21 protein-coding genes are annotated in these 24,077 nt (G+C 71.9%); 9 read left to right on the top strand and 12 right to left on the bottom strand.

The features are described 5' to 3' along the window. The 5 genes from rpmI to ACE3OG_RS04255 all read right to left on the bottom strand — a co-directional run bounded on the left by rpmI (nt 1) and on the right by ACE3OG_RS04255 (nt 4,858). On the bottom strand, nt 1-201 hold the full coding sequence (rpmI, locus tag ACE3OG_RS04235) for a 50S ribosomal protein L35 (RefSeq protein WP_374306261.1): 201 nt from the start codon (nt 199-201) through the stop codon (nt 1-3). Between the two features lie 175 nt (nt 202-376). Next, entirely contained in the window at nt 377-733 is a 357-nt protein-coding gene (locus ACE3OG_RS04240; protein WP_374306262.1) for an SWIB/MDM2 domain-containing protein, read from the bottom strand. 294 nt (nt 734-1,027) lie between these two features. Continuing rightward, the gene (locus tag ACE3OG_RS04245) at nt 1,028-2,401 is read right to left on the bottom strand and encodes a glutamate--cysteine ligase (RefSeq protein WP_374306263.1); all 1,374 of its coding nucleotides are present in this window, start codon (nt 2,399-2,401) and stop codon (nt 1,028-1,030) included. A gap of 158 nt (nt 2,402-2,559) precedes the next feature. After that, on the bottom strand, nt 2,560-3,429 hold the full coding sequence (locus ACE3OG_RS04250) for a DUF937 domain-containing protein (protein ID WP_374306265.1): 870 nt from the start codon (nt 3,427-3,429) through the stop codon (nt 2,560-2,562). A 79-nt stretch (nt 3,430-3,508) separates the two neighbouring features. Beyond that, nucleotides 3,509-4,858 carry an MATE family efflux transporter gene (locus tag ACE3OG_RS04255; RefSeq protein ID WP_374306266.1) on the bottom strand — a complete coding sequence of 450 codons (1,350 nt, stop codon included), beginning with the start codon at nt 4,856-4,858 and terminating at the stop codon, nt 3,509-3,511. A 169-nt stretch (nt 4,859-5,027) separates the two neighbouring features. Here ACE3OG_RS04255 and ACE3OG_RS04260 point away from each other — a divergent pair, with 169 nt between their 5' ends. Continuing rightward, the gene (locus tag ACE3OG_RS04260) at nt 5,028-6,008 is read left to right on the top strand and encodes a cation diffusion facilitator family transporter (RefSeq protein WP_374306267.1); all 981 of its coding nucleotides are present in this window, start codon (nt 5,028-5,030) and stop codon (nt 6,006-6,008) included. Between the two features lie 16 nt (nt 6,009-6,024). On the opposite strand, the gene ACE3OG_RS04265 is transcribed toward ACE3OG_RS04260, so the two are convergent. After that, nucleotides 6,025-6,345, bottom strand: a complete 321-nt coding sequence (locus ACE3OG_RS04265; protein ID WP_374306268.1) for an alcohol dehydrogenase catalytic domain-containing protein — start codon at nt 6,343-6,345, stop codon at nt 6,025-6,027. Nucleotides 6,346-6,424: 79 nt separating this feature from the next. Here ACE3OG_RS04265 and ACE3OG_RS04270 point away from each other — a divergent pair, with 79 nt between their 5' ends. The 5 genes from ACE3OG_RS04270 to ACE3OG_RS04290 all read left to right on the top strand — a co-directional run bounded on the left by ACE3OG_RS04270 (nt 6,425) and on the right by ACE3OG_RS04290 (nt 12,191). Then, nucleotides 6,425-8,320: a PAS domain S-box protein gene (locus tag ACE3OG_RS04270; RefSeq protein ID WP_374306269.1), complete on the top strand. Its 1,896-nt coding sequence runs from the start codon at nt 6,425-6,427 to the stop codon at nt 8,318-8,320. After that, nucleotides 8,313-8,927, top strand: coding sequence for a response regulator FixJ (fixJ, locus tag ACE3OG_RS04275; RefSeq protein ID WP_374306271.1), 615 nt, complete (start codon nt 8,313-8,315; stop codon nt 8,925-8,927). The genes ACE3OG_RS04270 and fixJ overlap by 8 nt, the downstream gene beginning before the upstream one ends. Nucleotides 8,928-9,059: 132 nt before the next feature. After that, nucleotides 9,060-9,452 carry a response regulator gene (locus ACE3OG_RS04280; RefSeq protein WP_374306272.1) on the top strand — a complete coding sequence of 131 codons (393 nt, stop codon included), beginning with the start codon at nt 9,060-9,062 and terminating at the stop codon, nt 9,450-9,452. Between the two features lie 105 nt (nt 9,453-9,557). Further along, nucleotides 9,558-10,274, top strand: coding sequence for a helix-turn-helix domain-containing protein (locus ACE3OG_RS04285; RefSeq protein WP_374306273.1), 717 nt, complete (start codon nt 9,558-9,560; stop codon nt 10,272-10,274). 111 nt (nt 10,275-10,385) lie between these two features. Continuing rightward, on the top strand, nt 10,386-12,191 hold the full coding sequence (locus ACE3OG_RS04290; protein ID WP_374306275.1) for a PHA/PHB synthase family protein: 1,806 nt from the start codon (nt 10,386-10,388) through the stop codon (nt 12,189-12,191). Between the two features lie 3 nt (nt 12,192-12,194). Here the strand turns inward: ACE3OG_RS04290 and adhP are convergent, their stop codons facing one another. The 3 genes from adhP to ppc form a co-directional block, all read right to left on the bottom strand. After that, a complete protein-coding gene (gene adhP, locus ACE3OG_RS04295; protein WP_374306276.1) occupies nt 12,195-13,232 on the bottom strand; it encodes an alcohol dehydrogenase AdhP in 1,038 nt (345 codons plus the stop codon). Between the two features lie 73 nt (nt 13,233-13,305). Next, a complete protein-coding gene (gene ilvA, locus ACE3OG_RS04300) occupies nt 13,306-14,820 on the bottom strand; it encodes a threonine ammonia-lyase, biosynthetic (protein ID WP_374306277.1) in 1,515 nt (504 codons plus the stop codon). 34 nt (nt 14,821-14,854) lie between these two features. Then, nucleotides 14,855-17,626 (bottom strand): phosphoenolpyruvate carboxylase, encoded by a 2,772-nt coding sequence (ppc, locus tag ACE3OG_RS04305; RefSeq protein ID WP_374306278.1) that lies wholly within the window; start codon nt 17,624-17,626, stop codon nt 14,855-14,857. 293 nt (nt 17,627-17,919) lie between these two features. Between ppc and ACE3OG_RS04310 the strand changes: the two genes are divergently transcribed. Beyond that, nucleotides 17,920-19,914, top strand: coding sequence for an elongation factor G (locus ACE3OG_RS04310; protein WP_374306279.1), 1,995 nt, complete (start codon nt 17,920-17,922; stop codon nt 19,912-19,914). A 60-nt stretch (nt 19,915-19,974) separates the two neighbouring features. On the opposite strand, the gene ACE3OG_RS04315 is transcribed toward ACE3OG_RS04310, so the two are convergent. Both ACE3OG_RS04315 and ACE3OG_RS04320 read right to left on the bottom strand, forming a co-directional pair. Beyond that, nucleotides 19,975-20,967 (bottom strand): MDR family oxidoreductase, encoded by a 993-nt coding sequence (locus tag ACE3OG_RS04315; RefSeq protein WP_374306280.1) that lies wholly within the window; start codon nt 20,965-20,967, stop codon nt 19,975-19,977. A gap of 27 nt (nt 20,968-20,994) precedes the next feature. Next, the gene (locus tag ACE3OG_RS04320) at nt 20,995-21,261 is read right to left on the bottom strand and encodes a hypothetical protein (RefSeq protein ID WP_374306281.1); all 267 of its coding nucleotides are present in this window, start codon (nt 21,259-21,261) and stop codon (nt 20,995-20,997) included. A gap of 152 nt (nt 21,262-21,413) precedes the next feature. Here ACE3OG_RS04320 and ACE3OG_RS04325 point away from each other — a divergent pair, with 152 nt between their 5' ends. Further along, nucleotides 21,414-22,145, top strand: coding sequence for a 2OG-Fe dioxygenase family protein (locus ACE3OG_RS04325; RefSeq protein WP_374306282.1), 732 nt, complete (start codon nt 21,414-21,416; stop codon nt 22,143-22,145). Nucleotides 22,146-22,167: 22 nt separating this feature from the next. On the opposite strand, the gene ACE3OG_RS04330 is transcribed toward ACE3OG_RS04325, so the two are convergent. Beyond that, nucleotides 22,168-22,896, bottom strand: a complete 729-nt coding sequence (locus tag ACE3OG_RS04330; protein ID WP_374306283.1) for a type 1 glutamine amidotransferase — start codon at nt 22,894-22,896, stop codon at nt 22,168-22,170. Between the two features lie 213 nt (nt 22,897-23,109). Here ACE3OG_RS04330 and ACE3OG_RS04335 point away from each other — a divergent pair, with 213 nt between their 5' ends. After that, the gene (locus ACE3OG_RS04335) at nt 23,110-24,063 is read left to right on the top strand and encodes a DUF5996 family protein (protein ID WP_374306285.1); all 954 of its coding nucleotides are present in this window, start codon (nt 23,110-23,112) and stop codon (nt 24,061-24,063) included. The last annotated feature ends 14 nt before the right edge of the window (nt 24,064-24,077 follow it).

Raw genomic sequence — 24,077 nt, forward strand, 5'->3', positions numbered from 1 at the left:
TCAGCCGTTCGGCAGAAAGTACTTGATGACGTTGTCGCCGTCCGACTTGAACAGCGTCGCCGTGCCGCGCAGGTTGCGGATCTGCTTGTTGGTGCGCTTGATCATGCCATGCCGCTTGCCGGCCTGGGCGTAGAGCACCTTGCCTGTCCCGGTGATCTTGAAGCGCTTCTTCGCGCCCGATTTGGTCTTCAGCTTGGGCATTTTGCTCGTCTCCGCGGGCTTGTCGCCCGTATTGGTGTGGTCAGAGCGGCGCGAGCCGCTCCCGTTCGTCATGCGAACGAGCGAAACGAACCGCCACGGCAGCCCTACGGCCGGGCGGTTCGAAGGTGCGCCTTATACAGGAAGCCGCGACGAAATCAACCGCGGCGCGGGCGCGCTACTTGAGGTGCTGCGCGAGATATTTGTTCATCTCGAACATCGTCACCTTGTCACGGCCGAACACGGCCTTGAGCTTGGCGTCGGCGACGATCTCGCGCTTGTTCGCCTCGTTCTGAAGCTTGTGCTTCTTGATGTACTCCCAGACCTTGCTGACGACCTCGGTGCGCGGCAGCGGCTCGGCGCCGACGATCTCGGCGAGCTCCTTCGAGGGCGTCAACGGCTTGGCGAAGGCGCTCTGGCCGGCCTCCTTGCCGCCCTTGGCGGGCGTCTTGGAGGAGGCCTTGGGCGCGGCCTTGCCGCTCTTCGCGGCGGCCTCGCCCTTCGCCGGCGCAGCCGTCTTGCTTGAACTCGTCATTCCGTCGACCTTCCATGAACTGGGGCGTGGAGAACGCTTTCGGCGCGCCGCGGCGCCGGAATCGGCCGTCTGGCGTCGGCTCGAACGCGAACTCGCCACGCAGCCTCGTCTGACGGAACCTCAAGAGGGCCGTCCCGTCAAGCGAGGAGCGTCGCTTTCCCCGCTCCTTGCGCGCGCGCGGGCCGCGCTCCGGCGCAGGCCGATGAAATTATCCCTTTTTCGCGCCGCGCGCTTTCACGCTTTTCTGGGGCCGCTCAAATCTTGAGGCGGCGCGCGGCCGCGGCCGATTCGCCTTCAGTAGGCGCAGGCCTCGAAAGCCGGATCGACCGAGCCGCCCCATTGCGTCTTGAACGCCTCGATCAGCCGCTCCGCCTGCGTGCGCCCGGCGAGAACGGCGTCGAGCGGATCGAGGAAGCGCGCTTCGTCGCGTCCCTGCGCGTCGCGCCGCGCGCGGCGTTCGAGGCCGCCGCGGGCGAGCGTGAGCACGTCGCGCGCGACCTCCGCGAGCGGGCGTCCGCCGACCCGCGCCGCAAGGGCGAGGCGCGGGACGTCGCGCCGCAGCGCGAGGCGCTCCGCTTCGCTCCACGGCCGCACCAGCCGCCAGGCCGCGTCGAGCGCGGCCTCGTCATAGAGCAGGCCGACGAACAGGGCGGGCAGGGCGAGCAGCATGGGCGCGGGCCCGGCGTCCGCGCCGCGCATCTCGAGGTAGCGCTTGAGGCGCACCTCGGGGAAGATCGTCGAGAGATGGTTCGCCCAGTCCGACAGCGTCGCCCGTTCGCCGGGCAGGCCCGGCAGCTTTCCCGCCAGAAGGTCGCGAAAACTCTGGCCGGCGACGTCGACATAGGCCTCGCCGCGCTTGACGAAATACATCGGCGCGTCGAGCGCGTAGTCGACGTAGCGCTCGAAGCCCATGCCGTCCTCGAAGGCGAAGGGCAGCATCCCCGTGCGGTCGGGATCGGTGTCGAGCCAGATCTGCGAGCGCGCCGACAGGAAGCCGTTGAGCGCGCCGTCGGCGAAGGGGGAGTTGGCGAACAGCGCGGTCGCCACGGGCTGCAGGGCGAGCGAGACGCGCAGCTTCTTCACCATGTCGGCCTCGCTCGAGAAATCGAGGTTGGCCTGCACCGTGGCGGTGCGGAACATCATGTCGAGCCCGCGCGTCCCGACCTTCGGCATGTAGCGGCGCATGACGCCGTAGCGCTGCTTGGGCATCACCGGCGTCTCGTCGAGCCGCCATTTCGGGCTCATGCCGAGCGCGAGGAATTTTATCCCGAGCGGGTCGGCGACCTTGCGCAGGACGTCGAAATGCCGGTCGAGCTCGGCCGCCGTGTCATGAATCGTGGCGAGCGGCGCGCCGGAGAGCTCGAACTGGCCGCCGGGCTCGAGCGAGATCGCTCCGCCCGCCGCGTCGTGGAGGCCGATGAGGTTGCATTCGTCGCGGATCTCGCTCCAGCCGAGCGCGTCGCGCACGCCTTCGAGCAGGGCGCGCACGCCGCCGCCCTCCGGCCGTCCGTCGTAGCCGACCGGGGTTCGCGTCGCCGCGTAGAAGGGGATTTTCTCGTGCTCGGTGCCGACGGCGAAGCGCTCCTTCGGCTTGCAGCCTTCTTCAAGAAAGGCGACAAGCTCGTCGCGCGACGACACGGGCGTGGAATCGGAGACGTCGCGCGCCATTTTCGATCGCAGTCCATTGAGGCGGGAATTGCGGCGCGTCCGTCGCCGACGGCGGCCGAAGGCGGACGCGCCGTTTGCGGGCGCGCCCTGCGCGAAGCTTCATAAGCGCGCGCGCCGGCGAGCGCAACGCGCCCGCCCGTCCGCCCGCGCGCCGCGCCTCAGGAGCCCTTCTTGCGGCCCGAGAAGATCGCGCCGATGTCGTCGTCGAGCCCGTCCCCGCGCGCCGTCGCGGCCGGCGCGGCCGGGCCGGCGCCGGGCTGCAGCATCTTGGTCAGGGCCTCGATCGCCGCCTGAAACGAGGCGGGGTCGAAGCCGGCCGGATGGGGCTGGCCGGTCGGCGGGGAGGCCGTCCCGGCTCCCGGCGCCGGGCCGGCGGACGGGCTCGCCGGGCCCGCGCCGGCCGGGTTGAAGAAATTGCCGAGGATCTGGCCGAAGACGCCGCCAAGTCCGCCGAAGCCGCCCGGCGCGGCCTGTCCGGCGCCCGCCTGCGGCCCGGTCGGGGCGGGTCCCGGCGCTCCCGACGCGCCGTGTCCGAACATCGAGGCGAGAATCTGCCCGAGCCCGCCCTGGCTCGCGGCGCCGGCGAGCTGGCCCAGCATCCCGCCCCAGCCCTGGTTGGCCATCGCCTTGGACAGGCCGCCGACCAGCATCGAGGCGATCACCGGCAGCATCTGCTGCACGAGCGAGGCCGGTATCCCGGCGAACTGCGCCGCGTTCTGCAGCGCCGCCGTCTGGTCCGCGCCGAACAGCTGGCCGGCGAGCTCGGCGCCCTTCTGCATGGTGTCGCGCGAGTTCGCCGCGGCGGCGTCGGCGAAGGCCGCCGCGTGATGCGGGTCGGCCATCGCGCCGAGCATCGCGGCGAAGCTCGCGGGCTGGCCGGACTGTCCCAGGAAGGCGGCGGAGAAATCGGGCGCGAGCGACCGCAGCACCGTGTCCGCCTGCTCGGGCGTGATGTTGAACTGGCGCGCCAGATTGGCGACGGCCTCGCCGCCCTGGGCGTTCTGGAGAATCTCGTAGAGATTGAACATCGGCGTTCCTTCGTGCCCTTCGCGGCTCTCCCTGATGCGTCGCACTTTTCGCGCGCGCGCTCAAGCGGGCGCCTCGGCCTCAGCCCCGGGCGTCCTCGCGGGCGAGGCGGGAGAGCGCCCAGAAGGCCGCGCCGACGGCGAGGCATCCAAACAGCGCCGCCCCGGCGATGAGGCCGACATAGCCGCCCCGCGGCCCGAAGCGCGCCGCCCCGAAGGCGACGAAGGGAATGACGCCGAGCGTCGCCCGGCCCCAGTTGAAGAAGGTCGAGAACAGCGGAAAGCCGAGATTGTTGAAGGTGGCGTTGGCGACGAACACGCCGCCGAGGAAGAACCACAGCGGCCCGCAGGCGAGGACGAAGAAGCGCAGGAGGTCGGCCGTCTCGCCATGCGCCGAGAACAGCGCGACGACGAGGCCCGTCGCCTGCGTCAGCGCCAGCCAGACGAGGACGACGTAGAGCGCGTTGAGGATGAGGCTGTCGCTCAGCACGCGGCGCAGCCGGTCGTGGCGGCGCGCGCCGAAATTCTGGCCGAGGATCGGGCCGACCGCGCCGGAGAGGGCGAGCAGCGGCCCGAAGGCCACCGGCGCGACGCGGTCCATCATGGCGAGGGCGGCGACCGCCGGCTCGCCGAAGCCCGAGAACGCCCGCATGACGTAGGCGCTGCCGACCGGCGCCGCGAGATTGGTCAGCACCGCCGGAAAGGCGATGGCGTAGAGCGGCCGGGCGTCCGCGAGCGCGGCGCGAAGGCGCGGACGGGCGACGAGGCCGTGGCGCAGCGCCGCCCCGTGCAGGCCGACGACGACGAAGACGAGGCGCGAGACGATGGTGGCGATCGCCGCGCCCTGAACCCCGAGGCCGAAATGGAAGATCAGCAGCGGATCGAGCGCCGCCGTCGTCGCCGCGCCCGCGAGCGTCACATACATCGCGCGGCGCGCGTCGCCGACCGCCCGCAGCACGCCGGCGAGCGCCATGCCGAGGCCGAGGCCGACGGTCGCCGGCAGCGTGAGCAGCAGGTAGGAGGAGGCGACGTCGAGCGCCTCGCCTTGCGCGCCGAGAAGACGGAGCAGGTCGTTCCGCGCGAAAAGGCCCGCCGCGCCGGCCGCGCCCGAGACGAGGACGACATGGACGAGGCCGGAGCTCGCGAGGCGGCGCGCCCGCGCCCGGTCGCCCGCCCCGACGGCGCGCGAGACCAGCGCGCCGATGGCGATGGCGAGGCCGATCGCCACCGAGACGGAGATGAACAGGACCTGGGTGGCGAAGCCGACGGCGGCGGTCAGCGCCGGATCGCCGAGGCGCGAGACGTAGATGAGGGACAAAAGGTCGACGACGAACAGCGCCATCAGCCCGACCGAGGCCGCCCCGGTCATCGCCAGCACGTGGCGCAGGGTCGATCCTTGCGTGAAGACGGCGGCGTGCGGCTGCGCGTCCAAGCAGGCGCTCCTCTTGCGGGTTTTGGCCCGCGGAGCGGGCTCGCGCGGCGCGTCCTTGTGCGGCGGCGCGCGCGCCGATGCAAGCGGCGCCGGGGCTGACAAGCCGCCTGCGGCGTGCGACGACAGGCGCGGGACGGCGCCGGGGCGCCGGGCGCGGAGAGCCGGGCTGATGGCGCACGACCACGATCACGACTGCTGCGGCGGCCATGGTCACGGGCATGGCCATTCCCATGCGCCGGGCCACGCCCATGCGCCTGGCCACGTCCACGCCCATGCGCCGACGGATTTCGGCCGCCGGTTCCTGATCGGGATCGTCCTCAACGCCGGCTTCGTCGTCGTCGAGCTCGGCTTCGGGCTGCTGTCCGACTCCGTCGCGCTGATCGCCGACGCCGGGCACAATCTCTCCGACGTGCTCGGCCTTCTCGTCGCCTGGGGCGGGGCCGCGCTCGCCGCCCGCCCGCCGCGCGGCCGCTTCACCTACGGGTTCAAGGGCGCGACGATCCTCGCCGCCCTGTTCAACGCCGTCTTCCTGCTCGTCGCCGTGGGCGCGCTGAGCCTTGAGGCCGTGCGCCGCTTCTTCGAGCCGGCGCCTGTCGAGGCGGGGGTGATGGTCGGCGTCGCGTTCGCCGGCATCCTCGTCAACGGGGCGACGGCGGCGCTGTTCTTCAGCGGGCGCGCCGACCTCAACATGCGCGGCGCCTTCCTGCACATGGCGGCCGACGCGGCGATCTCGGCCGGCGTCGTCGTCGCCGGCCTCCTGATCCTCGCCACCGGCCTCCTGTGGCTCGACCCGCTGACGAGCCTCCTCATCAACGCCGTGATCGTCGCCGGAACCTGGAGCCTCCTGCGCGAGAGCGCCTTCATGTCGCTCGCCGCCGCGCCGCAGGGCGTCGACCTCGCCGCGGTGCGCGCCTTCCTCGCCTCGCGCCCCGGCGTCGCCGGGCTGCACGACATGCACGTCTGGCCGATGAGCACCAGCGAGACGGCGCTCACCGCCCATCTGCTGACGCCCGCCGGCCATCCCGGCGACGCCTTCCTGATGGAGACGGCGCGCGAGCTCGATGCGCGCTTCGGCGTCGGCCACGTGACGCTGCAGGTCGAGACCGATTCGCGCACGCCCTGCGCGCTCGCCCCCGACGACCGGGTCTGACGCGCGCCGCCGGAGGTCAGGGCGAGATGGCCACCTTCAGCGCCTTCGAGTCGGCGGCGCGGCCGAAGGTGTCGCAGGCTTCGAGGATGTCGTCGGGCGCGAAGCGGCGCGTCACCAGCAGGCCGGGGTCGACCTTGACGCCGTGGACGCCGACGTTGGCGATGACGCCGCCCGGCGCGACGATGTCCTCGCAGAGCTCGAAGGTCGCTGGAACGCCGACCGCCTCGACGATCCCGACGCCTTCGTGGCCGAGCACGCGGCCCGGCTCGCAGGTCGGCGCGTCGCCCTTGAGGACATGCAGGTCGGCGCCGCAGATGGTCGTCTTGACGATCCGCAATGCGCGACGGCGAAACTCGATTCGTCCGGCGCCGCTCCTTATACTGGTCGCGCGGGGCTGATCGCGGAAGGCCGGGACGATGCGACAAGACGCGATCCTGACGGAGGAATCGGCGCGGGAGACGCGCGCGCGGCGGCTGGACGACGCCGGCGCGGCGGCGGCCCTCGCCGCGGCCGGCGGGGGCGCCTTTCGCCTTCTCGCCGGAGGCGCGCGCGTCGGCCTCGACGCCGGCGCCGCGGCGCTGGTCGGCGCGGCGGGCCCTGGCGAGATCGACGCGGGCGTCTTTCTCGCCCTCGTCGACGCGCCGGACCGCGCCCGCCTCGAAGCGGCGCTGCGCGCCCTGGCGCGGGAGGGCGCCGCGCTCGACCTCGTGTTCGCCGCGGCCCGGCCCTGCGACGCGCGAAAAATCCGCGCCCTCGCCGGCCCCGGCGCCGCCGGCGGCCTCATGCTGCCGGCGGAGGCGAAGCCCCCGCGCGAGGGCGCCGCGCGCCGCCTTTTCTCCATTCTCGCCTTCTCCGACGACGCGATCATCGGCGAGACGCTGGAGGGCGTCGTCACCGACTGGAACCGCGGCGCCGAGGCGATCTTCGGCTACGCCGCGGCGGAGATGCTCGGCGAGGACGTCGCGATCCTCGCGTTCGAGGGGCGGGGCGCGGAGGTTCTCGCCATCCGCGAGCGCATCAGGGCCGGCGAGCGGATCGACCATTTCGAGACGCGCGGCCGGCGCAAGGACGGCGGGATCGTCGACCTTTCGGTCTCCGTGTCGCCGGTGTGGGACGCGGGCGGCGCCCTCGCCGGGCTCGCCTGGATCGCCCGCGACGTCAGCGCCGCCAAGCGCGCGGAGGCGGCGCTGACGTCGCGCGAGGCGCATCTGCGCCTCGTCCTCGCCACCGTGCCGGACGCGATGGTCGTCATCGACGACGTCGGCGTGATGCAGTCCTTCAGCGCCGCCGCCGAGCGCCTGTTCGGCTATTGCGCCGCCGAGGCTATCGGCCGCAACGTCAGCCTCCTGATGCCCTCGCCCTACCGCGAGCAGCATGATTCCTACCTCGCGCGCTACATGGGCGGCGGCGAGCCGCGCGTCATCGGCCAGGGGCGCGTCGTCGTCGGCCTGCGCAAGGACGGCTCGACCTTTCCGATGGAGCTCTCCGTCGGCGAGATGGCGCAGGGCGAGCGGCGCTTCTTCACGGGCTTCGTGCGCGACCTCACCGAGCGGCAGGAGACGCAGCAGCGGCTGCAGGACCTGCAGGCCGCGCTCGTGCATATCTCGCGCTACACGGCGATGGGCGAAATGGCCTCGACGCTCGCCCATGAGCTGAACCAGCCGCTGACGGCGATCGCGAGCTACCTCAGCGGCTGCCGCCGCCTCCTCGACCAGGAGGCGCTGGACGACGCGCGGCGGGCGATGGCGCGCGACGGCGTCGAGCGCGCCGCCGACCAGGCGCTGCGCGCCGGCCAGATCATCCGCCGGCTGCGCCAGTTCGTGGCGCGCGGCGAATGCGAGCGCCAGGCGGAGGGCCTGCCCAAGCTCGTCGAGGAGGCGGCGGCGCTCGCCCTCGTCGGCGTCAAGGAGACGGGCGTGCGCGTCTCCTTCGCCTTCGACCCGCGCGCCGGCTTCGTCCATGTCGACAAGATCCAGATCGAGCAGGTGATCCTCAACCTGATGCGCAACGCCATCGAGGCGATGGAGGGCGCGCCGCGCCGCGAGCTGCGCCTCTCCACCGCGGCGCGCGACGACGACATGGTCGAGGTCGCCGTCGCCGACACGGGGCCGGGCGTCGCGCCCGAGATCGCCGCGCAGCTGTTCCAGCCCTTCGTCTCCTCGAAGCCGGAGGGGCTCGGCATCGGCCTCTCGATCTCGCGCACCATCGTCGAGGCGCATGGCGGCAGGCTGTGGGCCGAGCCCGCCGCGGACGGCGGAACCGTGTTCCGGCTGACCCTGAAGGCGCTTTCGCGGGAGGCCGGCGATGGCTGAGCCGGTGGTGCATCTCATCGACGACGACGACGCGGTGCGCCAGGCGCTCGGCTTCCTTTTGATGACGTCGGGCTTCGCCGTGCGCGCGCACGAGAGCGCGACGGCCTTCCTCGAGCGCTTCGACCCGGCGCGGCCGGGCTGCGTCGTCACCGACGTGCGGATGCCCGGAATCGACGGGCTCGAGCTCCTGCGCCTGCTGAGGCGCCAGCGCGTGCGCCCGCCCGTCGTGGTGATGACCGGCCATGGCGACGTGCCGCTCGCCGTTGAGGCGATGAAGGCGGGCGCCGTCGACTTCCTCGAGAAGCCGTTCGACGACGAGAGCTTCCTCGCCGCCGTCCGGCTCGCGCTCGAGCGGGCGCGCGACGACGCGCCCCGCGCCGAGGCGGCGGCGGCGGCGCGGGCGCGGCTCGACGCGCTGAGCGCCCGCGAGCGCGAGGTGCTCGCCGGGCTCGTCGCCGGCCGGCAGAACAAGGCGATCGCCTACGACCTCGACATCAGCCCGCGCACCGTCGAGGCGCATCGCGCCGCCGTCATGGCCAAGACGGGCGCGTCGAGCCTTTCGGACCTCGTGCGCATGGCCCTGCTCGCCCGCGCGGCGGAAGACTGACGCCGGGAACATGCGCGGCCGGACATGCGCGCAGGGCCGGGCGTTGCGCCAAATCAACGCGGCGGCGGGCGCTTCGACCTATGGTCGGCGGATCGGGTCGGCGCCTTCGCCGCCGCATGGAGCTTTCCGTTCATGGCCGACGCCGGGCGCCTCGTCCTGATCGCCGACGACGATCTCGGCGTGCGCGACGCGCTCGGGTTCGCCCTGCGGCTCGAGGGCTTCGACGTGCACGCGCATCGCGGCGGCGCGGAGCTGCTCGCCGACTGCGACCTGCCGCGCGCCGCCTGCGTGGTGCTCGACGACCACATGCCGCTGATGGACGGCTTCGAGCTCCTGCGGCTCCTGCGCGCCGGCAACAGCGCCCTGCCGGCGATCATGCTGACCAACAACGCCACCGACGGCGTGCGCGCCCGGGCGGGCGAGGCGGGCGTCCAGCTGCTGCTCGAGAAGCCGCTGCTCGACACCGCCCTCGTCGACAGCGTCCTGCGCCTCGTCGAGGCGCGCCGCCCGCAGATCGGCGCCTGAAAGACCGGCCGCTACGTAGAATCCCGTAGAGCCATTCCCAATAGGCCGCGCTTCAGCGCGGGCGTATCCAGAAGCCGCGCCTGTCCCAGCTTCGGAGCCCCCGCGATGCCGGCCTCGCTTTCCCTCGTTCACGACGACGCCGCAGCGCGTCCTCCGTTCGCGCCGACGCCCTGGACGCGGCCGGCGCAGGAGCGCGTCAGCGCGGACGCCGGCCACGGCTCGGCCGGCCGGACGCTGCATTTTTCGCCCGACAGCGAGATCTACGCCGACGGCGACGAGTGCCAGTCCTATTACCGCGTCGTCAGTGGCGTCGTGCGCACCTGCAAGTTCCGCAGCGACGGGCGCCGCCAGATCGACGCCTTCTACCTTCCGGGCGAAGCCTTCGGCTTCGAGGCCGGCGCCCGCCACACGCTCTGCGCCGAGGCGGTGAGCGAGGCGGTCGTCGTCGCCTTCCGCTGGCGCGGCCAGGCGAGCCTGCCGGACGACGCGCGCGCCGCGCAGGATCTGTTCGCCGAGGCGCTCAATGAGATGCGCCGCGCGCAGGAGCATGCGCTGCTGCTCGGGCGCCGCAGCGCGCTGCAGAAGGTCGCCGCCTTCGTCATCGACATCGTCGACCGCCTCTCCGCGCGCCAGCGCCGTCACGACGAGGACGGCGTCGAGCTCGCCATGTCGCGCCAGGACATCGCCGACTATCTCGGCCTCACCATCGAGACGGTGTCGCGCACCCTGTCGCTGCTCGAGCGCGACGAGGCGATCGCCCTGCCGGCGGCGCGCCGCCTGCGCCTCGTCGACCGCGCCGCGCTGCGCGCCGCCGCCGCCTGAGCCGCGACGCCGCGCGCCCGGGCGGAGGGGCGCCGGCTCGCCTGCGTTCCGGCGACGTGCTAAACCTCCAACGCGCCGGATGAAAACGCCGGCGTCGGCGAGGATGACCCCATGACCAAGGATGCGCTCCTTCCCCCCGCGACGCTACCACCCGCGACGCTTCCGCCCGCAGCGCTTCTTCCTGCGCCTGCGCCCGCCGCAGCGCCGTCCGCCCCTGAGCCCCGCCCGCGCCACGGCGTCACCCTGGACGGCGTGATCCACGCCGCCGAGGGGATGATGTCGGGCGGGCTGTCGCCCGGCGCGCAATGGCTCGCCTTCGCCGACTGGGGCCTGCATCTCGCCAACGCTCCCTTTCGCCGCTACGAGCTGGCGCAGGCGTGGGCGCGCCAGCTGCATCGCCTCTACGACGTCGCCGCCTTCGGCGAGACGGCGATCGAGCGCGCGCCGAACGACCACCGCTTCAAGGACGCCGACTGGCGCACGCCGCCGTTCAACTTTTACGCGCAAGGCTTCCTGCTGACGCAGGAATGGCTCGAGCAGGCGGCGAATGGGCCGCGCGGCGTCGAGCCGGCCAACAGCCGCATCGTCTCCTTCGCGCTGCGCCAGCTCGCCGACATGGCCTCGCCTTCGAACCTGCCCTGGCTCAACCCGGAGGTGCTGCGCGAGGCGATGAACACGGGAGGCGCCAATTTTGTCGTCGGCGCGGTCAACTTCCTGACCGACCTGCAGGAGGCCGAGAGCGGACGCCCCTCCGGGCAGGACCAGTTCGTGATCGGCCGCGACCTCGCCGCGACGCCGGGCGAGGTCGTCTACCGCAACGAGCTGATCGAGCTCATCCAGTACGCCCCGACGACGTCGCGCACGCGGCCGCAGCCCGTGCTCATTGTCCCGGCGTGGATCATGAAATATTACATCCTCGACCTCTCGGCGCATAATTCGGTCATAAGGCTGCTCGTCGCGCAGGGCTTCACCGTCTTCTGCATCTCCTGGCGCAATCCGGGCTCCGACCAGCGCGACCTGTCGCTCGAGGACTACCGCCGGCTGGGCGTCATGGCGGCGCTCGACGCCGTCTCCGACATCTGCGGCGGAACGAAGATCCACGCCTGCGGCTATTGCCTTGGCGGCACCATGCTCGCCATCGCCGCCTCCGCCATGGCCCGCGACGGCGACGACCGGCTCCAGAGCGTCACCCTGCTGTGCGCGCAGACGGACTTTTCCGAGCCCGGCGAGCTGCAGCTGTTCATCACCGAGGATCAGGTCGCCTTCCTCGAGGACATGATGCGGGCGCAGGGCTATCTCGACAGCCGCCAGATGTCCGGCGCCTTCCGCCTGCTGCGCTCGAACGACCTCGTCTGGTCGCGCATGATCAAGACCGGCATGCTGGGCCAGCGCACGCATCCGAACGACCTGATGGCCTGGAACGCCGACGGCACGCGCATGCCGGCGCGCATGCACGCCGAATATCTGCGCCGCCTGTTCCTCGAAGACGCGCTGGCGGAGGGACGCTATTTCGTCGAGGGCCGTCCGATCGTGGTCGGCGACGTCCGCGTCCCGATATTCGTCGTCGGCACGGAGACCGACCACATCGCGCCCTGGCGCTCGGTCTACAAGATCCATCTCCTCAACGACGGAGAGATCACCTTCGCGCTGACCTCGGGCGGCCACAACGCCGGCGTCGTCAGCGAGCCGGGCCACAAGGGGCGGCGCTTCTCGATCGCCCGCCGCGCGGCGGGCGCGCTCTATGTCGGCCCCGACGAATGGCTGAAGCGCGCGGAGCGGCGCGAGGGCTCGTGGCAGCCGGCCTGGTGGGCGTGGCTCGCCGAGCGCTCGGGCGAGCCGGTCGCGCCTCCGCCGTCGGGCTCGGCGCGCTTTCCGGCGCTCTACCCGGCGCCGGGCGCCTATGTGCGCGAGCCGTGAGCCTCAGACCGGCATGGTCAGGTCGAGCACCATCCGGCCCTCGACCGTCCCGGCCTTGAGCCGGGCGAAGATGTCGTTGATCGCGGCGAGCGGGGCCCGCGTGACCTCGGCCTTCACCTTGCCCTCGGCGGCGAAGGCGATCGCCTCGTCGAGGTCGCGGCGCGTGCCGACGATCGAGCCGCGGATCGTTATGCGCCTCAGCACCACGTCGAAGATCGGCGTCGGGAAGTCGCCCGGCGGCAGGCCGACGAGGCTCACCGTGCCGTTGCGGCGGACGAGGGAGAGCGCCTGCGCGAAGGCCGGCGGCGAGACGGCGGTGACCAGCACGCCATGGGCGCCGCCGCCGGTGGCCTTCACGACCTGCGCCGCCGCGTCGGGAGCGCGCGCGTCGACGGCGAGGTCGGCGCCGGCCTCCTTCGCCAGCTCCAGCTTGTCGGGCGAAATGTCGAGCGCGGCCACATGCAGGCCCATCGCCTTGGCGTACTGGATGCCGACATGGCCGAGGCCGCCGACGCCGGAGATGGCGACCCACTCGCCGGGGCGCGCCTCGGTCTCGCGCAGGCCCTTGTAGGTGGTCACGCCCGCGCACAGGATCGGCGCGATGTGGAAGAGGTCGACGCCCTCCGGCAGGCGCGCGGCGAAGGGCGCGGCGGCGACCACATATTCGGCGAAGCCGCCGTTCACGCTGTAGCCGGTGTTGTGCTGATGCTCGCACAGCGTCTCCCAGCCGGTCTCGCAATATTCGCAGCGCAGGCAGGAATCGTGCAGCCAGGCGACGCCGACGGCGTCGCCGACCTTGAGCTCCGTGACGCCCGCGCCGAGCGCCGCGACGTGGCCGGCGACCTCATGGCCGGGGATGAACGGCGGCGACGGCTTCACCGGCCAGTCGCCGTCGGCGGCGTGCAGGTCGGTGTGGCAGACGCCGCAGGCGGCGACTTTCACCAGAACCTCGCCGGGGCCGGGCGTCGGGACTGGAACCTCCTCGATGGCCAGCGGCTCGCCGAATTCGCGCACCACGGCGGCTTTCATGGTCTCGGCCATTGTCCTCTCCCTGTGTCCGCCCGAGCTTAGGCCGCTCCTCCACGGGCGCGTTTGGGCTGGATCAAAGCGGCCCTCACCCCTTCAGGAACATGCGGTAGGCCGGGTTCCCGGTCTCGTCCTCATACGGATAGCCGAGCCGTTCGAGCCGGGCGTCGAGCGCGGCGCGCTCGCCCTGCGGCGCCTCGACGCCGAACAGCACGCGCCCGTAGTCGGCGCCGTGGTTGCGGTAGTGGAACAGCGTGATGTTGAAATCGGTCCCGAGGCACTCGAGGAATTCGCGCAGCGCCCCCGGACGCTCGGGGAATTCGCAGCGGATCAGCCGCTCGTTCGAAAGGGCGCCGGCGCGCCCGCCGACCATGTAGCGGATGTGCAGCTTGGCCGTCTCGTCCGCGCTCATGTCGAGCACGCCGTAGCCCTCGCTTTCGAGCTCGGCGACGAGCCTGCTCTTCTCGGCCTTGGCGTCCTTGAGGCGCAGGCCGACGAAGACATGGGCGCGCCCGGGGCCGGCGTAGCGGTAGTTGAACTCGGTGATGACGCGCCGTCCGAGCCGCTCGATGAAGGCGCGGTAGCTGCCCCTGCGCTCGGGAATCGCGACGCCGAGCAGGATCTCATGCGCCTCGCCGATCTCGGCGCGCTCGGCGACGTGGCGCAGACGGTCGAAATTCATGTTGGCGCCGCTGTTGATCGCGATCAGCGCGCCGGTCCGCCCGGGGTTGGCGGCGGCGTAGGATTTCAGCCCGGCGAGCGAGAGGGCGCCGGCCGGCTCGGCGATGACGCGGGTGTCCTCGAAGATGTCCTTCACCGCCGCGCACATCTCGTCGGTGTCGCACAGGATGACGTCGTCGAGCAGCGCGCGGCAGACGCGGAAGGTCTGCTCGCCCGGCTGGCGCACGGCGACGCCGTCGGCGAACAGGCCGACGCGCGCCAGCGTCACGCGCGCGCCGGCGTCGATCGAGGCCTTCATCGAGGCGGCGTCGGCCGGCTCGACGCCGATCACCTTCGTTTCCGGGCGCAGGAACTTGACGTAGGCGGCGACGCCGGCGGCGAGGCCGCCGCCGCCGATTGGGACGAACACGGCCTCGACGGGGTCTGGATGCTGCTGCAGGATCTCGACGCCGATCGTGCCCTGGCCGGCGATCACGTCTTCGTCGTCGAAGGGATGCAGGAAGGTCAGGCCCTCCTGCGCCTCGAGCGCGCGCGCATGGGCGTAGGCCTCGTCGAAGCCGTCGCCCTTCAGCACGACCTCGCCGCCGAGGCGGCGCACCGCGTCGATCTTGATCTGCGGCGTCGTCACCGGCATCACGATCACCGCCCGCGCGCCGAGCTTGCGCGCCGAGAGCGCGACGCCCTGCGCGTGATTGCCGGCCGATGCGCAGATCAGCCCTCGCGCGAGGGCCTGCGCGTCGAGCCTTGCGGCCTTGTTGTAGGCGCCCCTGATCTTGAACGAGAAGACCGGCTGCAGGTCCTCGCGCTTCAAAAGGACGTTCGCGCCGAGGCGGGCCGAGAGGCGGGGCAGCGGATCGAGGGGCGTGACGACGGCCGCGTCATAGACGCGGGCGTCGAGGATTCGTCTTATGGCGTCGGTCACGGGGGCTCCGGGCGGCGGCTGCGGAGCTTACGCCTCAGCCCGTGTTGCGCAAGCCCGCGGCGACGCCGTTGATGGTGATGAGGATCGAGCGCAGCGTCTTCTCGTCATGCTCGCCGGCGCGCCAGCGGCGCAGCAGCTCGACCTGCATGTGGTTCAGCGCCGAGATGTAGGGGAAGCGATGGCGGATCGCCCCGGCGAGCGCCGGATTGTCGGCGAGCCGCGTCGTCGTCCCGGTGATCTCGTTGAGCGCCTTCACCGTGCGCGCCCATTCCGCCTCGATCTCGGCGAAGATCGCCTCGGCCAGCTCCTTGTCGGGGCTGAGCTCCTTGTAGCGGCTGGCGAGCCGCATGTCGGCCTTGGCCAGCACCATGTCCATGTTGGACAGCAGCGCCTTGAAGAACGGCCATTCCGCAGCCATCCGCCGCAGCAGCGCCATGCGCTTTTCGGGGTCCCTGGCGACGAAGGCTTCGACCGCCGAGCCGAAGCCGTACCAGCCGGGCAGGTTGATGCGCGCCTGCCCCCACGAGAAGGACCATGGAATCGCCCGCAGATCCTCGATGCGGCGTGTCGATTTGCGCGAGGCGGGGCGCGAGCCGATGTTGAGCTCGGCGATCTCGGCGATCGGCGTCGCGGCGAAGAAATAGTCGACGAAGCGCGGGTTGTCGTAGATCAGCGCGCGGAACGCCTTCATGCTGGCCGGCGACAGCTCGTTCGCGGCGTCGAGGAACTCCTGCGGCGCCTCGGCCCCGGCCGGCAGCAGGGTCGCCTCGAGCGTCGCGGCGGCGAGCGCCTCGAGGTTGGCGAGGCCGATCTCCGGATTGGCGTATTTCGACGAGATCACCTCGCCCTGCTCGGTCAGGCGGATCTGGCCGCCCACCGTTCCGGGCGGTTGGGCGAGAATCGCCTGATAGCTCGGGCCGCCGCCGCGCCCGACCGTGCCGCCGCGGCCGTGGAACAGGCGCAGCCGTACGCCTTCGACGCCGGCGAACAGCTTCGCCAGCGCGGTCGAGGCGCGGTAGAGTTCCCAGTTCGAGGTGAAGAAGCCGCCGTCCTTGTTCGAGTCCGAATAGCCGAGCATGATCTCCTGCTCGCCGCCGGAGGCGCGGATCGTCTCGACGATCCCGGGAATCGAAAGGAAGTCCTTCATGATGCCGGGGGCGTTGCGCAGATCCTCGATGGTCTCGAACAGCGGCGCGACGATCAGCTCGGCGCGCGCGCCCTCCTCGCCCGGCACGCCATGGGTCAGCGCGCATTCCTTCTGCAAGAGCAGCGCTTCGAGGAGGTCGCTCACCGTCTCGGTGTGGCTGATGATGTAGTGGACGACGGCGGGCGCGCCGTAGGTCCTGCGCGCCTCGCGCGCCGCTTCGAAGATCTCGAGCTCCGAGGTCGTGCGCTGCGAATAGGCGACGCCCGGCACGCGCAGCGGGCGCGGATCGCGCAACAGGGTCGTCAGCAGCGTCCGGCGCTCCTCCTCGGACAGGGCGGAATAGTCGGGATGGACGCGCGCGACGGCGAGAAGCTCCTTCAGCGTCTCCTCGTGGCGGTCGGAGCTCTGGCGCAGGTCGACCGAGGCGAGGTGGAAGCCGAACACGTCGACGGCGCGGCGCAGCGGCGCGAGGCGGGCGGGGATCAGCGCCGCGCCATGGTTTTCGCGCAGCGAGTCCTCGATGGTTCCAAGGTCCGCCTGCAGCTCGGCGGCGCTGGCGTAGGGCTCGCCCGGCGGCAGGGCGTGGCGCAGCGCCTCGCCGCCGGTGAGGAAGGCGAGCGTGCCGGCGAGGCGCGAATAGACGCCGATCAGGACGCGCCGGTAGGGCTCGTCGGCGCGGTGGTTGTAATCGTCGCCGGAGGCGTCGGCGAGCGCGCCGAGCGCCTCGCTGTAGCCGAACAGGAGCCCCGAGATGGACAGCTCGCCGCCGAGCGCATGGACCTCGCGCAGGTAGAAGCGCAGCGCCGCGTCGCACTGGCGCGAGAGCGCCGTCCGCAGCGTGTCCGCGTCGACGTTGGGGTTGCCGTCGCGGTCGCCGCCGATCCATGAGCCCATGCGGAAGAAGGACGGCACGCGCTCGCCGGGCGTGAGCTCCTCGATCTTGGCGTAGAGCTGCGGGATCTGGTTGAGGAAGGTGAGGGTGTAGAAGTTCAGCGCGTTGCTGATCTCGTTCGAGACGGTCAGGCGCTGGTGGCGCAAGAGGCGGGTCTGCCAGAGCTGGGCGATGCGCGCGCGCAGCAGCGTCTCGTTGCGCTTCCTGGCGGGTGCGGCGGTCGCCTGGTCGCGCGCGGCGAGGAGCTCGGCGACGGCGCGCTCGGCGTCGAGCAGCGCCCGGCGCGTCACCTCGGTCGGATGGGCGGTGAGCACGGGCGAGACGAGGCTCGCCCGAAGCGCCTGCGCGACCGCGGCGGGCCCGATTCCCGCGGCGGCGAGGCGCTCGTAGGTCTTCTCGAGCGTGCCGCCGTCATATTCGTCGGGCGCCTCCTCGAGGCGGGCGGCGCGGCGACGGATGTTGTGCCGGTCCTCGGCGATGTTGGCGAGGTGGGCGAAGTAGCTGAAGGCTCTGATCACCGCCATCGCCTGCGTGGGGGTGAGGCCGCGCAGGGTCTCGTTGAGGCTGGCCGCGGCCTGCGGGTCGGCGCTGCGCTCGAACTCGACGCTGAGGCGGCGGATGCGCTCGACCAGCTCGAACGTCTCCTCGCCCTCCTGCTCGCGCACCGTGTCGCCGAGGATCTGCCCGAGGAAGCGGATGTCCTCGATCAGCGGGCGCTCGATCGTCGAGGCGGCGGGCGCCGGGATGGGCTCGAGTGCTTTCGTCATCTTCGCCTCATGGATTGTTCGGAAGGGCGCAAGCGCACGCGAAGCCCGCGCGGCTTCAGGGCGCGGGCGGCGGGAAACGGACGGCGTGTCGGCGGGAGCGCCTAGTCGAAACGTCGTATGCCCTACAAGGGGCTCTTGCGTCCAGCAAGTCGCGCGCCAGCTCCGGCCGCGGCGCGCGATTGACAAGCCGCGCGATCGCCCGAAAACTGGCGCAAAAGCAACAAGCATCGGGCCGCCGCGACGGACGCCTCTCGCCGGCCATGGCCGATCAAGGGGCGTCGGGAGAAGGCGTCATGACCTGCGAGCACCCTGCCGGGCCCCGTTCCATCGCCCTCGTCGGCCCGCAGGGCGCCGGCAAATCCACCCTCTTCGACGCGCTGATGGCCGCCGCCGGCGAGCCGGTGCGCCGTCCGCGCGCCGACAGGGGCGAGGCCCGCGGCGAGGCGCGCAGCGAAATCCGCCTCGGCCACTGCGCGTTCATGGGCGAGCGCTGGTCGATCCTCGACTGCGCCGGCTCGATCGAATTCGCCTTCGAGACGGAGGCGGCGCTGACCGCCGTCGACCTCGCCGTCGTCGTCGTCGAGCCGAGCGCCGCGCGGCTCGGAGCGCTCGAGCCGCTCATGCGCTCGCTCGAGGCGCATCGCCTGCCTCATCTCGTGTTCGTCAACAAGATCGACCAGCTCGACGGCTCCTTCGACGCGCTGCTGCATGCGCTGCAGGGCGCCTCGGCGCGCCGGATCGCCCCGCGCCAGCTGCCGATGCGCGCCGGCGACGCGGTGATCGGCTATGTCGACGTCGTCACCGGCCGCGCCTTCCGCTACGGCGAGCGCGACGCGGCGCAGCCGATCGAGCTGCCCGAGGCGCTGCGCGACGACGAGCGCAAGGCGCACGAGGAGCTGACCGAGGCGCTCGCCGACCAGGACGACGCGCTGCTCGAAAAGATCCTCGAGGACGTCGAGCCCGGCGCGGACGAGCTCTACGCGCATATCTCGAAGGACCAGTCCGGCGACCAGATCGTCGAGGCGCTGATCGGCCAGGCCAACCGCGGCCACGGCGTCTTTCGGCTGTGGAAGGCGCTGCGCCACGACGCGCCGCCCGCCGCCGAGACGGCGCGCCGGCGCGGGCTCGCGGGCGAGGGGGAAGGCCAGCCGGACGAGGCGCCCGCCGTGCAGATCTTCAAGACGGCGCAGGGCGGCAGGCTCTGCTTCGGGCGCGTGTGGCGCGGCGTGCTGCGCGACGGCGCGACGCTCGGCCAGGTCGGAGCGGGCCAGGGCGGCGGAGCCGGTCAGGTCAGGGTGGGCGGCCTCTACCGCTTCGCCGGGGCGGACCAGACCCGCGCCAGCGAGGCGCAGGCCGGCGAAGTGGTCGCGCTCGGCCGGCTCGAGGGGGTCGGCGCCGGCGACCTTCTGGGGGGACTGGCGCAGGACGCCGCGCCGTTTCCGCGCCCGCCCGAGCCGGTCTACGAGCTCGCCGTGGCGCCGAAGGACCGCAAGGACGACGTCAAGCTCTCGACCGCGCTGACGAAGCTCGCGCAGGACGACCCCTCGCTCAGCGTCGAGCATCGCCCCGAAACCGGCGAGACGGTGATGCGCGGGCAGGGGGAGCTTCATCTGTCCGCCGCGATCGAGCGGCTCGCCGCCGTCCACAACGTCGAGGTCGCCGTCGCGACGCCCTCCATCGCCTACAAGGAGACGATCCGCCGCGCCGTCTCGCAGCACGGGCGGCTGAAGCGGCAGACGGGCGGCCACGGCCAGTTCGCCGACGTGAAGATCGAGGTCGAGCCGCGCCCGCGCGGCGTGGGCTTCGCCTTCCTCGACAAGACGGTCGGCGGCTCGGTGCCGAAGAATTTCATTCCCGCGGTGCGCGAGGCGGCCGAGGAGGCGATGCGCAAGGGCCCGCTCGGCTATCCGGTGGTCGACGTCGCCGTCACGCTCGTCGACGGCGGCTTCCATTCCGTCGATTCGTCCGACATGGCGTTTCGCGCGGCGACCAAGGCGGCGGTCGCCGAGGCGCTGGCGAAGGCCGATCCCGTCTTGCTCGAGCCGGTCGACCATGTCGTGGTCAGCGCCCCCAACGCCTTCACCGCCGCCGTGCAAAAGCTGCTCAGCGGCCGGCGCGGGCAGATCATGGGCTATCATGAGAAGCCCGGCTGGCCGGGCTGGGACGACGTCGAGGCGCTCGCTCCCGAGGCGGAGCTGCACGACCTCATCATGGAGCTGCGCTCCGACACCATGGGCCTTGGCGCCTACAAAAGGCGCTTCGACCACCTGTCCGAGGCGCGGCGGTAGGGCGGGCGCCGGGACGTCTGCAAAATCGGCGGCCCGGCGTCAGGCGCCGGAGCCGCCCTCTCACCCTGCCGCCTGCGGATCGACCGCCACCGCCAGCCGCCCGCGCACCTCGCCCGCCAGCACCCGCGCCGAGGCGGGAATCGCCTCGCAGAGCGCAATCTCCTGCGTCATCGCCTCGAGCTTCTGGCCGTCGAGCTCACGGGCGAGGCGGCTCCAGGCTTCGACGCGGACGCCCATCGGGCGGCGCACCGATTCGATGCCGATGAGGCTCGCGCCGCGCAGGATGAAGGGCGCGACGCTCGCCGGCAGGTCCATGCCCTGCGCGAGGCCGCATGCGGCGACGACGCCGTCCTCCTTCAGGCTGGCGCAGACGTTGGCGAGGGTGTGGCTGCCGACCGAATCGATCGCGCCAGAAAAGCGCGCCTTCTGCAAGGGCGCGCCGGGCGCGGAGAATTGCGCGCGGTCGACCACCTCCGCGGCGCCGAGGCTCTTCAGATAGGCTTCCTCCGAAAGCCGCCCGGTCGAGGCGATCACGCGATAGCCCGCCCGCGCGAGAAGCGCGATCGCGATCCCGCCGACCCCGCCCGAGGCGCCGGTGACCAGCACGTCGCCCTTGTCGGGCGAGAGCCCGCAGCGCTCCAGCGCCATCACGCACAGCATCGCCGTATAGCCCGCCGTGCCGATCGCCATGGTCTGCCGCGCGGTGAGGCTCGAAGGCGGGGCGAGCAGCCATGCGCCCTTGAGGCGCGCCTTGCCGGCGAGGCCGCCCCACCAGGATTCGCCGATCCCGTAGCCGTTGACGAGCACGCGGTCGCCCGCCTTCCAGGCCGGATCGCGCGAGTCCTCGACGACGCCGACGAGGTCGATGCCCGGAACCATCGGGAAGCTGCGCAGGATCGGCCCCTTGCCAGTGACGGCGAGCGCGTCCTTGTAGTTGAGGGTCGACCATGCGACGCGCACGAGCACGTCGCCGTCGGGCAGGGCGTCGTCGTCGAGGCGCGCGAGCCGCGCCTGTCCCGATCCGCTTTTCTCGACGAGCACGGCCTCGAACATGGCTTTCCTCCTTTTGGGAAACCTATTTCAGTCCAGCACCTCGGTCGAGGGACGGTCGGAGCCGTCCGCGTGCTCGGTCATCCATTTTCCCTGCTCGGTCTCGTATTCGATCTCCGCCGCCTCGCCCGGGGCGCGCTGCTCGGCGGCGGCGAGCTTCGCCGCGGCGAGCGCCTGCGCATGGGTGCGGAAGGTTTCGGAGAAGACGTCGCCGACCTTGTAGGCGAAGCCGCCGTCATGCTCGACGATTTTATAGACGATGGTGTTCATGCCGCGCTCCTCGACTGCTTCCTTCATAACGTCCGCGGACGCGGAAAGCTCCGGCTCGGCCGCGCGCCCGCGGCGCGGACGGCGCGTTTTTGCGCAATATGCTCGTCTTCACGCGCCGAAGGTCGTATAGAGCGCCGACGCGCGGCCGGAAACCGCGCAGGCTTCAAGACGGGACGCACATGGAGAGCACCCTCGACGCTCCCCTTCCGGGGATCGCGCGCCCGCTCGAGCGGGACGGCTTCGCCTTCTCGCTGGCGCCGCGCACGCGCGCGGCTTTCGAGGGTTTCGGCTTCTCCGGCTGGGAGAGCTTCGCCGCGACCTGGGACGATCTCGGCGTCGACCGCTACATGGCCGACGGCGGCCGCTATCGCCGCCGCCGTTTCGCCGCCTACGCCGTCGACGCGCAAGGGGCGACGCGCAAGCCGCACCAGCCGCATTACCAGAGCATGGACTACAATCCGCTGAACGGCGGGATCGAGCGCTGGTTCGCGCCGGTGAGCGAGGCGGCGGGGCGCCATCCGGCGATGCTCGCGGCGATCCGCGCGTGCTTCGCGCTGTTCGACCCGCTGACGCCGCGGCGGGAGCGCCCGCAGGCGTGGCACGTCGAGGCGCACCAGTTCCGCATCGAGGCGACGGCGCAGGCCGAAGGGCGGCCGACGCCCGAGGGCCTGCACCGCGACGGCGTCGACTGGGTGATGGTGCTGCTCGTCAAGCGCGTCAACGTCGAGAGCGGGCGCACGACGATCCACAGCCTCGCCGGCGAGGAGCTTGGCGCCTTCACCCTGACGGCGCCGCTCGACGCGGCCTTCGTCGACGACGCGCGCGTTTTCCACGGCGTGACGCCGGTAACGCCGCAGGACGAGACCTCGCACGCCCTGCGCGACGTGCTGGTGCTGACCTTCCGGCGTTAGGGCCCGCGGCGCGAAGGGCGGCTTACGCCCGCGCCGCGGACGCGACGAGGCGCGTCAGATGGTCGTTGACGCGCCGCGCCGCCGCCTCGAACCCCGGAAATTCCGGCGCGACCGTCTCCCCCAGCCGCGCCGCCGCCTCGCGTCCCAGCGCTTTCCGGAGACTCGCCTGGTATTCCGGGATCTCCTCCCATTCGCCGATCGCGGAGGGCTCGATCTCGGTGTGGAACTGCAGCCCGTAGGCGCGGCGCCCGACCCGAATGGCCTGCGCCGGGCAGGCCGCGTTGCCGGCGAGGATGACGGCGTCCTTCGGCAGGCCCGAGACCTCGGCGCCATGCCACTGGAAGGTCGTGAAGCTCGGCGCGAAGCCCGCGAACAGGGGGTCCTCCTGTCCCGCCGGCGTCAGGTCGACCGTCGAGAGGCCGACCTCCGGGCGCGCCATCAGCCCGACCTCGCCGCCGAGCGCGGCGGCCAGCAGCTGGTGGCCGAGGCAGACGCCGAGATAGGGCCGCCCGAGCTCCCCGACCCAGCGGCGGATCGCCTCTTTCTCAGGGACGAGCCAGGGGTGCGGCTTCTCCTCCCACACGTCCATCGGCCCGCCCATGACGACGAGAAGGTCGAACGGTTCGAGCGCCGGGATCGGCTCGCCCTCGTCGAGCTCCACCGCGCGCCACTCGTGCCCCGCCTGCGCCCAGAAGCTGCGGAACGAGCCCGGATGCTCGACGGCGAGATGTTGAAATACGAGAATGCGCATCGGCGCTCCAGACGTTGCGGCGGCCCGGCGCCGGGCGAGCGGGACGCGGGCCTTTCGGACGAGAGCGTTCAGTTTATCATAAAGAATTATTATTTCTCAGGGAAAAATTACGACGGCGGGAAAATCCGCTGCGGCGTCCCCGGCCGCGGAGAAAACCACATTCTGCGTCCTTGGCGCTTGCGCGCGAGCCCGGCGGAGCCGAGTGTCAGGGCCATGACGCAAGTTCCGGCCGAGGCGATCCGGCGCGCCCCCGACCCATGGCCCGAGCTCGACTGCGCGGCCTGGCGGGAGACTGCGCCGACGCTGCGCCTGATGACGCAGATCGTCGGCAAGGTGCGCCTGCGCCGCTTTCCCCGGCTCAACCATTGCTGGACCGCGACGCTCCATGTCGACGCCCGCGGCCTCGCCACCGGGCTGATGTTCCACGAAGGACGCGGCTTCGAGATTCGCTTCGACTTCCTCGCCGGCGAGCTGGTCGTCGAGGCGAGCGACGGCGCGCGTTTCGCGCTGCCGCTCGAAGCGCGCCCGATCGCGCAGTTTTACGGCGCCCTGATGGATGGGCTCGCCGGGATCGGCCTCGGGGTTGAAATCTCCGGGCGGCCGAACGAGATCGCCGACGCGATCCCCTTCGCGCGGGACGGCGCCCCCCGCGCCTATGACGGCGAGGCGGCGCGGCGATTCTGGGCCGCGCTGCTGTCGGCGAGCCGCGTGTTCGAGGAGTTCCGGGCGCTTTTCGTCGGCAAGGCCTCGCCGCCGCAGTTCTACTGGGGCAGTTTCGACCTCGCCGTGACGCGGTTTTCCGGACGCGCGGCGCCGCCGCATCCGGGCGGCGCGCCGAACCTGCCCCTTGCGGCGATGCGCGAGGCCTATTCGCATGAGGTCTTCACCGCCGGCTTCCGGCCGGGCTGCGGCGGACGCGGCGGCGCGGCCTTCTATTGCGGCGCGTGGCCCGTCCCGCGGCGCTTCGCCGAGGCCGCCGTCGAGCCGGAAGCCGCCTTTTTCAGCAGGAAGGCCGACGAATTCATCCTGCCATATGACCGCGTGCGCGCGGCGGCCTCGCCCGAGGCCTCCTTGACGCGTTTCTTGCAAAGCGCATATGAGGCGGCGGCCGGCTTCGGGCGTTGGGACCGCGCCGCGCTGGAGCGTCATCCGCATGAGCGTCCTTAGCGTCGCGACCCGCC

This window comes from Methylocella sp. (assembly GCF_041905455.1).
Classification (GTDB): Bacteria; Pseudomonadota; Alphaproteobacteria; order Rhizobiales; family Beijerinckiaceae; genus Methylocapsa.

Coding starts and splice junctions, on each gene's coding strand:
- fixJ (WP_374306271.1), top strand. CDS start 8,313: ATGGCTGAGCCGGTGGTGCATCTCATCGACGACGACGACGCGGTGCGC.
- adhP (WP_374306276.1), bottom strand. CDS start 13,232: ATGGCCGAGACCATGAAAGCCGCCGTGGTGCGCGAATTCGGCGAGCCG.
- ACE3OG_RS04245 (WP_374306263.1), bottom strand. CDS start 2,401: ATGGCGCGCGACGTCTCCGATTCCACGCCCGTGTCGTCGCGCGACGAG.
- ACE3OG_RS04335 (WP_374306285.1), top strand. CDS start 23,110: ATGACGCAAGTTCCGGCCGAGGCGATCCGGCGCGCCCCCGACCCATGG.
- ACE3OG_RS04315 (WP_374306280.1), bottom strand. CDS start 20,967: ATGTTCGAGGCCGTGCTCGTCGAGAAAAGCGGATCGGGACAGGCGCGG.
- ACE3OG_RS04250 (WP_374306265.1), bottom strand. CDS start 3,429: ATGTTCAATCTCTACGAGATTCTCCAGAACGCCCAGGGCGGCGAGGCC.
- ACE3OG_RS04240 (WP_374306262.1), bottom strand. CDS start 733: ATGACGAGTTCAAGCAAGACGGCTGCGCCGGCGAAGGGCGAGGCCGCC.
- ACE3OG_RS04310 (WP_374306279.1), top strand. CDS start 17,920: ATGACCTGCGAGCACCCTGCCGGGCCCCGTTCCATCGCCCTCGTCGGC.
- ppc (WP_374306278.1), bottom strand. CDS start 17,626: ATGACGAAAGCACTCGAGCCCATCCCGGCGCCCGCCGCCTCGACGATC.
- ACE3OG_RS04320 (WP_374306281.1), bottom strand. CDS start 21,261: ATGAAGGAAGCAGTCGAGGAGCGCGGCATGAACACCATCGTCTATAAA.
- rpmI (WP_374306261.1), bottom strand. CDS start 201: ATGCCCAAGCTGAAGACCAAATCGGGCGCGAAGAAGCGCTTCAAGATC.
- ACE3OG_RS04285 (WP_374306273.1), top strand. CDS start 9,558: ATGCCGGCCTCGCTTTCCCTCGTTCACGACGACGCCGCAGCGCGTCCT.
- ACE3OG_RS04325 (WP_374306282.1), top strand. CDS start 21,414: ATGGAGAGCACCCTCGACGCTCCCCTTCCGGGGATCGCGCGCCCGCTC.
- ACE3OG_RS04260 (WP_374306267.1), top strand. CDS start 5,028: ATGGCGCACGACCACGATCACGACTGCTGCGGCGGCCATGGTCACGGG.
- ACE3OG_RS04280 (WP_374306272.1), top strand. CDS start 9,060: ATGGCCGACGCCGGGCGCCTCGTCCTGATCGCCGACGACGATCTCGGC.
- ACE3OG_RS04330 (WP_374306283.1), bottom strand. CDS start 22,896: ATGCGCATTCTCGTATTTCAACATCTCGCCGTCGAGCATCCGGGCTCG.
- ACE3OG_RS04290 (WP_374306275.1), top strand. CDS start 10,386: ATGACCAAGGATGCGCTCCTTCCCCCCGCGACGCTACCACCCGCGACG.
- ACE3OG_RS04270 (WP_374306269.1), top strand. CDS start 6,425: ATGCGACAAGACGCGATCCTGACGGAGGAATCGGCGCGGGAGACGCGC.